The sequence below is a fragment of the Leptospira fainei serovar Hurstbridge str. BUT 6 genome (genome assembly GCF_000306235.2).
Classification (GTDB): domain Bacteria; phylum Spirochaetota; class Leptospiria; order Leptospirales; family Leptospiraceae; genus Leptospira_B; species Leptospira_B fainei.
Window position 1 is genome coordinate 732,124 of sequence record NZ_AKWZ02000010.1, and the last position, 13,188, is coordinate 745,311.

Here is a 13,188-nt window from a genome sequence, read left to right on the forward strand (position 1 = left end):
CATTCCCGCGCGATGAGCCGGTAATGTTTTCCATAGGAGAGAAATTAAAGATGGTAGCCCAAACCTTAGATAGACCGAGCCAAAACCATGTATCGAAAGCCGAAAAGGTTCTCGATGCAATTATCATCGGTTCCGGATTTGCAGGACTCTGCATGGGAATTCGACTTAAACAAGCCGGTATCCATTCTTTTATTATTTTGGAGAAGGGAAACGGTATCGGCGGAACCTGGAGAGATAATAACTATCCTGGCGCCGCGTGTGACGTGCAATCTCATTTATATTCCTATTCGTTTGCGCCAAAATCGGATTGGTCACGCTTATTCGGGCCTCAACAGGAAATTCTAAATTATATGAACGATTGTACTGACAAATTCGGTATCCGGCAGCATATTCGTATCAACCAAGAAGTTAATGACGCTTCTTTTGATGAGAAAAACGGGACCTGGAAAGTAACTACACAAAGTGGCGAAACCTACCAGGCACGCTCGTTAGTCGGCGGAACCGGAGGTTTGAGTCGACCGGTTTTACCGAAAATTCCCGGAATCGATTCCTTCAAAGGAGCGAAATTCCACTCAGCCCGATGGGATCATAGTTATGATCTTACCGGTAAAACGGTCGCTGTTATCGGAACCGGAGCGAGCGCGATTCAAATTGTGCCGACCATCGCGCCGAAAGTCGGTAAGCTTGAGCTCTTTCAGAGAACTCCGCCTTGGATTATTCCAAAGCCGGATTCCTCCATCGGAAATTCTGTAAAAGGGGTCTTTAAGTATCTCCCTCCGTTACGCTGGTTATTTCGCAAATTAATCTATTGGATAAACGAACTGGGAGTAATTGCATTTGCAATCAATCCTAAATTGATGAAGGTGTTCGAAGGTTTTGCGAAACGATTTATAGCAAAAAGCATTCCTAATCCGACTTTGAGGGAAAAGGTAACTCCGAACTATACGATCGGTTGTAAGCGCATTTTACTTTCCAATGACTATTATCCGGCGTTGAATCGTGAAAACGTGAATTTAGTCACGGAGGGAATCCTAGAAATTAAAAAAGATTCGATTCTAACGAAAGATGGAAAGGAACACAAAGTCGACGCCATTATTTTCGCCACCGGGTTCCAGGCCGCAGAAGCGGTTGCTCCGTTTGAAATCCGCGGGAAAAACGGCCGATTGTTAAGCGAAGTTTGGGAAGACGGGGCGGAAGCATATCTGGGCACTTCGATTTCCGGTTTCCCGAATTTCTTTATGATCGTCGGGCCGAATACCGGTTTAGGACATAGCTCTATGATTCTTATGATCGAATCTCAGGCACAGTATGCTCTCCAATGTATTCGAGCCCTAAGAAAGAAAAACATTAAATACATCGACGTTCGCAAAGAGGTTCAGGACCGTTACAACAAGGAACTCCAAGATCGCCTCAGTCGCTCGGTTTGGCTTACCGGCGGATGCGTTAGTTGGTATAATACGAGCACGGGACGAAACACTACTCTTTGGCCCGGTTTCACGTTCGAATTCAAAGCTAAAACCTTCTTTCTCAAACCTAGCGATTATGAATTCGTCAGAACGGACGGAGAGAAGACAAAGATCGGACTCGGTTCTCGGGTTTCGATGGCCTTGAATGCGGCAATAGGTTAAGCTCGATCCACAATCGAATCTAATGTCCAGTATACAAGAATTTCCCGATTGCCTTCTCTCCCGGCAATCGGGGATTCTACCAGCCCGTGAAGATTTGTTCCGATCTCCAATTTTAAGAATCGTAAAAATGATCGCAAGGCACGTGCTCGAACAACCGGATCCTTTACCACTCCTTTCTCCAAATCCGATTTCTCGACTTCGAATTGCGGTTTGAAAAGACTGACACCCGTCCAGGATACGCTCGGATTTTCATCATGAAGACGCTTTACGGTAGGAAGGACGTATCGAAGAGAAATAAAACTTAAATCCATCGCCAAAAAAATCTCTTTCGGAAACGGATCCGTAGAATGTTTTTCCCACAATTGGACCAACAAATCCCATGTAGTATCGCGAATATGAAATCGATCTTGAACGGAAACTCTGGGATCCATGGCAATTCTGGATGCCATTTGTCCGTATCCGACATCGAAGGCAAAAATTGTGCGAGCACCCTCTTCCAATAAAATCTGAGTAAATCCTCCGGTAGATGCCCCCCAATCGATACACAGCTTTCCATCGACGAAAATATTAAATTTCCTTAATGCTTCTTTCAGTTTGAAAGCGCCGCGGCTAACATATTTAGGAATGATTTCTCGAATTCGAATTTCGGACGAATCGGAAATTAAAAGACCGACTTTATCGACTACTCTATCGTTCACAAGGACGGAGCCGGAAAGTATGAGACTACGGGCAAGGGTGATATCCTTTGCCAAGCCCCGGTCCAGCAACAGCTGATCTAGTCTAGTTTTTCCTCGAGCCAAGAGTTCCGGGCAATAATTGAAAGAAATCCGGAAATTGTAAAGTTTCCCCGTCTGTAGAAAAAGAAGTATCTAAACTTTTTCCTAATCCTTCCAATTCGGTTACAAGCGAAGTAACCATTTTCTTACATTCGTCCAGGCCGTACAATGCAGGGTAAGTAATTTTCCCCGATCGATCGTCTTTACCCGGCGTTTTACCTAAGTCTTCTTGAGTTCCTTCCACATCTAGAATATCATCCGTAATTTGAAATAGAAGTCCCGATTTAATCCCATAATCCGAAAGCAATGCGGCTCTCGATTGGTGATCCTGTCTTAAGCGATTTCCCAAAAGCAGAGAAGCCCGAATTAAAGCTCCCGTTTTGAGTCGATGCGTAATAGCAAGTAGTTCCTCTTTACTTCCTTTTAAGGAAACGGGATTTCTTTCCAAAGCCAGATCGAATACTTGGCCGGACACCATTCCCGGAGCCCCGCCGCCCTGATGCAAAATACGAATCAAATCCCGATACAAATGCGGATCAGCAACCTCGCCTTTTGCATGCGTCAACCATTCGAATGCATAAGCTTGCAAGGCGTCGCCCGCCAATATTGCGGTAGCTTCGGAATAGCGTTTGTGCAAGGTCGGTATTCCCCGACGAATATCATCGTTATCCATGCTGGGAAGATCATCATGAATCAGACTGTATGTATGCAGGAACTCCAATGAACTCGCGATCGATAAGGAATCTTTCGTTACGGCGCCGAATGCCGCCATCGCTAAAATGGGCCGAAGTCGTTTGCCTCCCGCTTTGATGCTATATTCCATCGCTTCAGCCAATTCCGGAGCCGCCTCTTTTTGAAATCGCGGAAAAACTTCGCTTTCGAGATAGTTCTCGAACTCCTTCTTTGCGAAAGCTAAGATCGAAATTAAAGCAGGGTCTTTCGCTCCGGTCTCCAAACGCGACTTACCTTTTTACGCCGGACGTAACGACAATTTTTCCTGTGCTTTGTCCCGTCTGAAAATATTTTACCGCTTCCGGAAGTTCCACGAAGGAATATACTCCTCCGATATGAGGAGGCTCCAAATTCAATTTAGTCATATCCTTTATATGTCGGGAAAGTTCATTCACGCGATCGTATAACCAAATTAAATTAAAACCCATTATCGCCTTATTATCGGACACCATCTCCATCGGATCCACTTTGGGCCGAGTCAGATATCTCCAAGCGAGAGAAAGCCAATTGACTCGATCTCCCTGGCTCATGAAAGAAGCGGCTCCGTAAACTATCATTCTCCCCATCGGTGCAAGGGCCTGATAACTATCATGAAAGATTTTTCCGCCGATACATTCCAAAACCAAATTCAATTCCCGGCCACCTAAAGCGGTTTTTAATTCTTGCGGGAAACTAGAAGAGCGAATAATCCAAGAATCATACCTTTCCTTTTCTAAAAGCGAAATCTTCGACGGGTTTCCTACCGTCCCGACGGTCCAGGCGCCGAATTTTTTTGCAATTCTGTTAGCATAAATTCCAACACCCCCGGCGGCGCTATGTATCAAAACAGTCTGACCTTTATGAAGATTTCCTAATGGAACAAGCGCATAATATGCCGTTAAAGCTTGAACTAAAAAGCCTGCCCCTTGTTCATAAGACCAGCGTGGCGGGAGTTTATAGACGTATCTTTCATCTATATTTAAATGATCGGTGTAAGCACCGAAACGAGTGACACCCATTACTTTGTCGTTTTTACGGAATAATTTTACTTTCTTACCGACAGCTATGACTTTTCCCGAATATTCCAAACCGGGAATAAACGAACCTTTTGGAGCGGCGCTGTAAAGTCCCTGGATTGCAAAAATATCCGCGAAATTAAGGCCAATGGCATGAACTTCCAAAGTAATTTCGTTTTCTCCGGGTTCGGAAAGTTCTTCCTCTCGCCTTTCCAAATGATCCAAAGATCCTTTGGTATCGACTCTGTAAACAGTGCGGATCATGAGGGCATTTTGCCGGGCATTTTGATATTCTTAAAGGAAAAAAACTGCGCAGGGAGATTTCTTTCCAAACCTGCGGAAGGATCTATTACCGATTCGAAACCTTTTTTCATTCAATTCCTGGATCGCTTGCCAAAAAGAAAATAGACGCAGAAACGCAACCAACCACGGCTCTTTTCGATTTTCCTTCGATGGGTTACCAAATCTAAAAACTATTTGGACGGAAAAATTTCTTTTAGAAAATTCCGCAATTCGATCCAAGAGCGACGATCGGCCTTTTCATTATAGGCGGCGCCTTTCGAATTATCATTACCCGCTTCCTTAATCGTAAAGGAATGAACAGCTCCCCCGTACGAAACAAATTGCCAGTCTATCTTTGCCTTTCTCATTTCCTCTTGAAAGGCGGCCACTTCTTCGGGTTTTACGAAAGGATCGTCCGCCCCGTGCATAGCCAAGACCTTGCCTTTGATTACGTTCGATTCTTCGGGCTTCGAAGTCGATAGGCCGCCATGAAAGCTGATCGTCCCTTTTAAAGGCGCCCCAGTACGAGCGAGTTCCAAAGCTGCGGTTCCGCCGAAACAGTAACCAAGAATCGCCAAATTATCGGGATCTACATGAGACTGACTCTTTAGCGTATCCAAGGCTGCCTGTGCTCTAGCACGAAGTAATTTTCGGTCACCCTCTCTGAAGGAACCGGCCAATTTTGCCGCCTCTTCGTTCGACTTCGGCCGCACTCCTTTGCCATAAATGTCCGCAGCAAAAGCCACGTATCCGAGAGTCGCAAGCTGTATCGCTCTGTTTTTCGTATTTTCGCCTAGACCAAACCAATCGTGAACAAGAATGATTCCAGGAGCCTTTCTATCCTTTCCTTCAGGATAGGCTAAGAAACCTTCCAACGTCGTATCGCCTTGCTTATATTCTACGATCTCCGTCTTTACTTTTGCGGAAACCGAGCTTGCAATAAGCATCAGTGCAGTGAAAGCTATTAAGAAATTTTTCATGAATCGTTTTTCCTTGGTGGAACCATTTCGGATAGTTGATAGACGAACCATAATAGAAGTCATGTCGGGGAAAAATCGACTCTTTTTGAAAATATTTAAGAGAGTTAAGCAATTAAGCCAAAGGATTAGATGAAGTGATCGGAATTAAAAATAAACCACTCGCATATCGATTCCACCGTGAGTGACATGAATAGTTTCCGACCGGGTTCCAATTCCTCGCAAAAACAAAGACCAGGAATCTTCATCAGGACATAGAACAAAACCTGAAATTTCTGCAGGAAGTTGCCACCAATCTTTTAAAACTTCCGCTAAATGTCTGAAAAGGTTTTCGGAACCCGGTTGTTTCATTCTCAAACCGTAAGGCGGATTGATTGGCATCCAAAGTTTGGCAGGTTTACCGAGAGAAGACCATATTTCCTTCGGAGAAAGGGAAAAGAAATCACCTGCATCTCCGGATATACTCAACTTAGAATCGGGCTTTCGAGTCCGAATAAAATTCTGAAAGTCGGAACTTCTTTCTTCTAAATATGAAAAGATTTCGGATTCCTTTTCGTTCCACCAAGCGAGAATCGACGTCCCTTCGCCTTTCTCTCCGATTCTTTTTCTCAGAAATTCCCATGTTGTTTTAGGAAATTCTTCTAGGTCTTGAAATAAAAAAGCTCTCTCATAATGGGGAAATCCCACTCCTAACAGCAAAGAACTGGCTTCCCATACGAAAGTTCCGGATCCTGCAAAAGGTACGAGAACGGCTTCAGGATCCGGAAGATTCTTTTCCAATCGGCTTAGAAGAAAAAGGGCAAGATCCTCTCGTAAGGGAGCGGATTTGGAAAGAGGACGAAAATTTCCCCGTTTAAAAAGAGGTTCGCCGGCAAAACTTAAGGAAAGAATTAAATCGTCGCCGATGCATAAAGCGTTCAGCTCCGTATTATTAGCCGACTCAAATTCCTCTTTTCGCGGGTATGTCTCCTCCCAAAGAAATTGAAGATCCTCTCTCGTGATTTCGGTTCGCCCGCGTATTTGCGGATGAAATCGAACTCCCCAAGTCGGCGGTAGAAGTTTTGCTTCCCTTAAAGATTCGATCAATCCGGAAAAGCTGAAATCTTCCGACAAAAAAAACTTACCTAAGTTAAGGCGAATATCGCGAGCCCACGGAACTCTCACCAAAACTTCCAAAGCTTGGCGAAAATTCGCTTTTTCTAATATAAATTTTTCGGGAAAAACCGTGAAGCTCGGCGTATGAGTTCTCGGCAAAAAAGGACCGCCGATAATCGATTCCAATACCTGTTCGGTCTCCTTTGCACACCCGGGAGGTAACAGAAATTCCCAACGCTGCGGTCTTCCGGGCTTCCATTTGGGAAATTTCCAATCCATACGGATTACTTTTTCCGGGGGTCTTCCGAAGCAAAGGGAAAAAGGTCATACAAAATCTACTTTGCTAAAAGAAATCTCTTATAGTTCTTCGCATTCCGTCTGGCTCTGATTTGCTCCAGAATTAAATTTCCCAAAAGAAACGACGGAACTTTAGGATCCTTGCCTTTGGCCATTCTGCTGAACTGCACCCTTAAAGCGGACATCTTAGATAGCGAATTGAATGTGGGATTCGAAAGATCCGGAATATCTACTTGTATACTTTCAAGTTCACCGGAAATTAATTTAGAAGCACAATCCGGATTTAAGGCAAAAGGAGCTCCTATCCCTATCATATCGACCGCATGGGATCGAATCGCTTCTTCCATAATCGAACGCGAGCGGAATCCTCCAGTCGCCATTAAAGGCATTTTTGCCGACTTGCTTGCTTTCCGAGCGAACTCCAAAAAGTAAGCTTCACGAGGACTCGTTCCTGTTTTTGAATTTCCTTGCATCGCCGGAGATTCATAATTTCCCCCCGAAATTTCTAGCAAATCGATTCCGGTATTATTAAGCATTTCAATCACTTTGATCGCATCAGATTCTTCGAATCCTCCTTTTTGAAAGTCCGCCGAATTCAATTTAACTCCCACGCAAAACTCCCGTTTGGTGGTGGCGCGAATTCCTTTTACTATTTCGAGCAAAATTTTCGCTCTGTTTTCGAGCGTTCCTCCCCATTCGTCGGTTCGGAGATTCGTTAACGGCGATAGAAATTGACTCAATAAATAACCGTGTGCCGAATGAACTTCCACCCCATGAAAACCGGCCGCTTCCGCAAGTTTCGCCGCATTGACGAATCGATCGATGATGCGCTTAATTTCGTCCGAAGTTAAAGCTCTTGGAGTTCCGAAAATCTTAGCGAGGAACCTACCCGGAATTTGGACTTTTACCGCAGAAGGAGCTACAGGCGTTTCTGCAATGAATCCGAAGACCTGCCTTCCCGGATGATTAATCTGCATCCAAAGCTTAGATCCTTTAGCTTGAGCCACCTCCGCTAATCGTTGAAAAGGTTCTATATTTCCGTCTCGAACAATTACGTTACCGGGCCCGGTCAATGCGGTGCGGTCGATCATCATGTTACCGGTAATCAATAGCCCGGCGCCTCCGCGAGCCCAGCGTTCGTAAAGATGAAACATATTCTCTCCCGGAAGAAAGTTTTTATCCGCGAGACCTTCTTCCATAGCGGCTTTTGCGATTCGATTTGGAAGGACTGAACCGTTAGGAAGTGTTAGCGATTGCGACAAGACGGAAAGGGAACCCATGGAAAACTCCGAATTTCAAAAAGATTTCCTACCCATCGGTATTTATTAGGAAAAATTCGTCAAACAAAAATTCCTACCAGTTGGTATTTATTTTTATCAAGGATATATTTCCCATTTGACCAGGCAGGTCTAAATTTTAGAAAGAACGAAGAAAACTATGTCTAAAAATGCCGGTTGGAAGAAACTTCCTGAGGGAATTCGAAGAGAATCCATATTAGAGGGGGCAATGCGTTGCTTTTTCAGCAAAGGATTCGAAAAAACCTCCGTTCAAGACATTGCAGATGCTGCCGGATTGACGAAAGGCGGAATCTACTTCCACTTTGAAAGCAAGGAAGATATCCGGGATACCTTGATTCGAGAATTTTTGAATCTGGATCGGTTAGGATTCCAAGAGCCTGAAGTTGCCTCTCTGCCTGCTCATCTTCGCCTGGGTGAATATCTTGAACGACTTGCAAATCGACTCGCAATCGAAGGAAACTGCTCGCCTCGCTTGTTTGCCGAGGCGACCGCGAACGGCGGAATGATGGAAGACGAAATCATCGCTTTTTATGATTCGCTCGAAACCATCTTTACGACCACAATCGAAGAAGGCCAGCAAAATGGAACGCTCGTAGCAAGCGTTTCTGCTTCCGTTCTCGCTCGAACCATATTGGCTGCCTTTGATGGTTTGCAAATTCAATCCGATATATCCCCGACACGTAGAGAGTTACAGAGCCGGGGACGAGATGTTTTGCGTTCGTTCTTTAAGAATTTACTTTTTGTACATAAACCGGACTGCGATTAAGATCAGTACATTGACGTTACTGCTTCAAAGCGGCGACTCCCGCTCTAGCGACTTGACCGTCCTGCGTTGATTGCGCTCCGGAAACGCCGATCGCACCTATAATTTTTCCATCCATCAGAATTAATTCGCCGCCTTCCAACGGGGCAATTCCTTGGATCGCAAGGATTCGCAACCCGATACCACCGTTCGCAATCGCCTCCTCGAGACTTTTTGAAGGCCTTTTAAAATTATTAGCAGTCGACGCTTTTAATTTTGCAACCTCGCTCGAGCCCAACTGCGTTCCGTCCAACTTCTGGAATAAAACCAAATTTCCACCTGCGTCCACTATCGCGATCGCCATAAGCCAATTATTTTTCTTGGCTTCCGCTTCCGCTGCAGCCATTACTTTTTTTGCCTGCTCCAAAGTAATGGGATTTCCGTAAACAAGCGGCAGTGATTGTGCAAATGTCATTTTAGATCCTCCTAATAGAACTACGATAAATAGTAGAATCAACTTATTCATCGCAAAAATTTTACTCATTCTTACATGCATAGATATTCTCCTCGAAAGGTTTTCAGTATTCCAATGGATGCCAAAAGCCGCTCGATATTTTTAAGGTTGTTAGTTCCGTTCCATTTCCTCTTGCAGGATCGGGACGAAATTGAAATTGGCGGGAGAAATTCGCGTTAAAATCGAGAATTTCCGAAATTGAGAAATCGATGAAAGTCTCCATCGATCATTTTTAGAATATGAAATGAAAACAAAAAGTCAACTGAAAATGTTTAAGAGAATCGGTACTGTTAAAAGAAGAAGGTCCCTTTAGCTGATATCTATAGCGAACCGGGGTTCACGGGTTTAGAAATAGTCGATGATCTTGTGATTCTATAGGAAATACTAGAATAAGGTACAGGGTTTCCCCACCCTTCCTGGGCGCGGGCCGGTCGGTGGTTCCGCGTGAATCCATAACACAGTTTCAAAAATAGGGAAAGTCTTTTTTTTTTAAAATGTATGTAGGAGCTCCTACATACATTTTTTTGAATCATTTTCTAAAATTCAGGCGAGACAAACTCTCCGAGATTTTCCCGGGGACGAATCGAAAATCTATATTTTCTTTTCCCGATCTGCTCCGGATTATACCAGCGAACTTCATAAATCGCCATACCATCTCCGGTATTCCCGATTTTTTTCACTTCAATATCTACGCCACGATCATTAACGATCTCGCCGTCAGATAAGAGAGGTTTCCATTCGTGGCCTTCATCCTTATATTCAATGGATACGAGAGTGTCATGCAGAGAAATTTTTGAAGGACCGACATCCCGGTAACGAAAAACCCAATGCTTTTCCGAATTTTCTTCAGCGAGAACCAATTGCGGAATCTTAACGATTTCCCGGCTTCCGGAAAAGGATTTCATGGAAGGATAATGATCCTTTGCGTCGAGCTCGTATTCCCAGGATGACGGAAAAGATTCCTTTCCGCCAGACGAAGGTAAATTCTTTGTCAAGTCCACCAAATGAGCCTGCAAGAACGGCTGAGTACCCGGGCCAAACAGGGTGTGACCTCCTTCATAATGTTGGCGCGTATATTCTTCAGGCGTAGTAACATATCCGAAATAACCGTTTGCGCAGCTGATAACGGATGCATTCTTAATCGATCCGTTCGCCTGAACTGCAGCTTCCACGAATCGCCGGCCGGATTCTTTCGTAACTTCAAACGGTAACGGCAAAAGTAACGTATCACCGACTCTTACCGACTGAAATAGAAGTTTATGAGGAAATTTTGATTTAGGCAATACGATCGGTTGCAAGTATTTAAATCCTACGATGCGTTTATGCCCCTGACATCCTCCGGTAAAGAACCACCTAGGCCATCCTTCCGCAAAGAAAGGAGCCCAAAAAAGAATCGGAGTTTGACCGTCTTCCGCTCCACCCGTCAATGCAGTTCCGACATAGGGACGATCACAAATCTCGGCCTCTCCAAATTTAGGTTCCTCATATACGTCGACTTCTTTCGAGTTAAACGAAACATTTGCGTCGGAATGCAAAGAAGCACCTATCGAATCGAAAAGATCTAATGCACGTTTTCCGATCGCTTCTCCGATCCGTTTCGATTCGATAAAACCCTGCATAGATTCCCGATAGTCAGGAGAGTTATCTCCGTGCGTGGAATTATTCAGAGCATGAATCGGATCCCAACTTGGTTTATAATCTATGCGAATCTTCTTTTCCAACATTCTTTCCGGATATGCGAAGACATCGGCATTTACGACTTCGGTAGAATCTGGTATCGTCGTACCATGTACCGAGAACGTACTAAACGCTCCAAGAGGCTTAAACTTACCGTCCTTATCTTGAGCATCGATCCGAATCATTATCAATTCCGGATTAATCGTCTGATATTGAATCTCCGGCTTTAATTCCGTAAAACCGGAATTTTTATTCGCACGATAGGCGTCTAAGGAGCGGTTACGAGTCAGCCCCCACACAAGAGTTTTACCGGAACCGATTTTTGCCGGTCGCGCACTCTTGTATGCTTCCTGAACAGCAATCGTTAAACGATCTAAAACGAATTCCGTCCAAGCCTTGTCGAATCCCGGCTTATTGGATGCGAATTCATTATAAAAGTTATTATCATAGAAATTGGCCGGCGCGGAATGAGTATGCGTCCCGGCGAATACGATTCCTCCGAAAGAAATATCGGTGGTAGATGTAAGTCTTTCCGCCAGTAAATGATGAATCAATAGCGATCCGGATAAAAGATCGCTCTGAATTAAAACGACAGGATCGTTTGCATCTTTTTTAATATAAAAAACCCGTGCATAGATTCTGGTCCGAAATCCTTTTTCCGTCTCAGCCAACATAGAGTAACCTGCCAGGGGCATGCCCGGCGGAGGGGTCAAATCGATCTTGGAAACACCCGCAACTAAACCCTTAGTCTTGGATGACATATCCGGTTTTTTATAAGTAATTTTATATTGAGCTGTACTTCCACAGGCAAGCAGCAGTAAGGCGATTTGGATTATCACTGCGATTGCAAGCCATCGTTTTCTTTTCTTATTTTGAACGGCGTTCATTCCCCCTCCGGGAGTTGGTTTTTCAACTATATTAAAGGAAGTCCTTGCTATCATAAGAATTAAAATTCGGCAAGGACTTTCGATCTCAAGAAGAATACGAAATCTGCTTACAAACCAATTATATCCGTCTAAGAAATGAGCGGATTCTGGCTTTAAAAGTGAGAAAAGAAAAACGGTTTTTACTAAAATTTTTAATGAGAAAGAAATTACCAAAAATAGATCAGAGCTTCTCGTGACCGGTCTTCTTTTTTTTTTACAGAAAACCCATTAATGAAAATGAGTTTATTCTGCCATGTTACTTAGATAGATTAAAGCAGCCACGCATTGACGGCGTTAAATAAGAATGATTTTTTGAAAATCTTCCTCTTTGATTTGTCAAATAACTCGAATAATATATTGAACCGACGTAGAAGCTGGGGCCGTTTCATTCCCGGTCCTAGGAACTCCGTTTACGCCGTCCGTTGTTGGAATTCCAACTTGTATCACTGCAGCTTGGAAGGAGATTGGTCCTGATGGATATACCGATCCTGGTGCAATACCGAGAGCGTCAGGCGGAGCATGTTTATGACCTTGAAATTGATCTTGATTTTCTTGTCCGGTAGCGCCGCCGTCGTAATTCCCACCGGCCGCCTTCAATCTCGAAGCATGTTGCCCTGCACCTCGCGCAAATACTCCGCGACGATCCGGTAATGTGAACGTAGTCGAGCCGTCTCCGAAACCATATTGGATATGAGAAATCAGATCGCCGGTTTGGTTGGAAGTCAATGCAACGATCGCCCCACCCGGAGTTAACGAAATTTGAAAGTCGTTAGTCGTCGGGTTAACGACGAAATAAGGTGTATTCGTAGTAATTCCTCCCCCTGTAAAAGAGAATTTCACTAATTGGCCTGCAGCCAGTCCGTGCGCCGAGGATTGAACTTTACCCGTCGCCGGAATTAAACCTGAAATCGTTCGATGAATTAAAGTCCACAAAGCGGAAAAAGTCGATCTAGATATTGCTTGCCCGTTTGCCGCTAAAAAATTAGCAGGAATATTCGGAAAATCAAACTCAATCACACCACCTAATGGCACTGCAACTTGGGAAAAAGTATTCGTCAAAGAATCGATCTGAGATTGCAAATTCGCGATCTGCATCTGCAACGAATTATCGTTTGCGTAAAGAGACGTATATTCTGCATCAAAAAGCAGGCCGTCATTCGGAGTGGAACGATCCCAAGCTCTCGTTTTATTCGGATTGGGGATAGACATGATGAAGATATCTCCTTAAGTGTAATATCTGAACGCTGGG

At 44.2% G+C, this 13,188-nt stretch carries 11 protein-coding genes; 2 read left to right on the forward strand and 9 right to left on the reverse strand.

What is annotated here, in order from left to right; genetic code table 11:
• Window positions 1-50: 50 nt before the first annotated feature.
• Window positions 51-1,628, forward strand: coding sequence for a flavin-containing monooxygenase (locus LEP1GSC058_RS12550; RefSeq protein ID WP_039948616.1), 1,578 nt, complete (start codon window positions 51-53; stop codon window positions 1,626-1,628).
• Here the strand turns inward: LEP1GSC058_RS12550 and LEP1GSC058_RS12555 are convergent.
• From LEP1GSC058_RS12555 to LEP1GSC058_RS12580, 6 genes are all read right to left on the reverse strand, one after another.
• Window positions 1,625-2,428 (reverse strand): TlyA family RNA methyltransferase, encoded by an 804-nt coding sequence (locus tag LEP1GSC058_RS12555; protein WP_039948362.1) that lies wholly within the window; start codon window positions 2,426-2,428, stop codon window positions 1,625-1,627. The two genes, LEP1GSC058_RS12550 and LEP1GSC058_RS12555, sit on opposite strands and share 4 nt — an antisense overlap.
• Entirely contained in the window at window positions 2,409-3,359 is a 951-nt protein-coding gene (locus LEP1GSC058_RS12560; protein WP_016550119.1) for a polyprenyl synthetase family protein, read from the reverse strand. The genes LEP1GSC058_RS12555 and LEP1GSC058_RS12560 overlap by 20 nt, the downstream gene beginning before the upstream one ends.
• Window positions 3,360-3,366: 7 nt before the next feature.
• On the reverse strand, window positions 3,367-4,395 hold the full coding sequence (locus LEP1GSC058_RS12565) for a zinc-binding dehydrogenase (RefSeq protein WP_016550516.1): 1,029 nt from the start codon (window positions 4,393-4,395) through the stop codon (window positions 3,367-3,369).
• 209 nt (window positions 4,396-4,604) lie between these two features.
• Window positions 4,605-5,393, reverse strand: a complete 789-nt coding sequence (locus LEP1GSC058_RS12570) for a dienelactone hydrolase family protein (protein WP_016551045.1) — start codon at window positions 5,391-5,393, stop codon at window positions 4,605-4,607.
• A gap of 144 nt (window positions 5,394-5,537) precedes the next feature.
• Entirely contained in the window at window positions 5,538-6,764 is a 1,227-nt protein-coding gene (locus LEP1GSC058_RS12575) for a hypothetical protein (protein ID WP_016549467.1), read from the reverse strand.
• 56 nt (window positions 6,765-6,820) lie between these two features.
• Window positions 6,821-8,062, reverse strand: a complete 1,242-nt coding sequence (locus LEP1GSC058_RS12580; protein ID WP_016550185.1) for an NADH:flavin oxidoreductase/NADH oxidase family protein — start codon at window positions 8,060-8,062, stop codon at window positions 6,821-6,823.
• Between the two features lie 157 nt (window positions 8,063-8,219).
• On the opposite strand from LEP1GSC058_RS12580, the gene LEP1GSC058_RS12585 reads away from it, so the two are divergent.
• Window positions 8,220-8,846, forward strand: a complete 627-nt coding sequence (locus tag LEP1GSC058_RS12585) for a TetR/AcrR family transcriptional regulator (RefSeq protein WP_016550735.1) — start codon at window positions 8,220-8,222, stop codon at window positions 8,844-8,846.
• Window positions 8,847-8,862: 16 nt separating this feature from the next.
• On the opposite strand, the gene LEP1GSC058_RS12590 is transcribed toward LEP1GSC058_RS12585, so the two are convergent.
• From LEP1GSC058_RS12590 to LEP1GSC058_RS12600, 3 genes are all read right to left on the reverse strand, one after another.
• Window positions 8,863-9,297, reverse strand: coding sequence for a GlcG/HbpS family heme-binding protein (locus tag LEP1GSC058_RS12590; protein WP_232224729.1), 435 nt, complete (start codon window positions 9,295-9,297; stop codon window positions 8,863-8,865).
• 575 nt (window positions 9,298-9,872) lie between these two features.
• Window positions 9,873-11,900, reverse strand: coding sequence for a neutral/alkaline non-lysosomal ceramidase N-terminal domain-containing protein (locus LEP1GSC058_RS12595; RefSeq protein WP_039948620.1), 2,028 nt, complete (start codon window positions 11,898-11,900; stop codon window positions 9,873-9,875).
• Between the two features lie 375 nt (window positions 11,901-12,275).
• Entirely contained in the window at window positions 12,276-13,148 is an 873-nt protein-coding gene (locus tag LEP1GSC058_RS12600; RefSeq protein ID WP_016550125.1) for a hypothetical protein, read from the reverse strand.
• Window positions 13,149-13,188 lie beyond the last annotated feature (40 nt).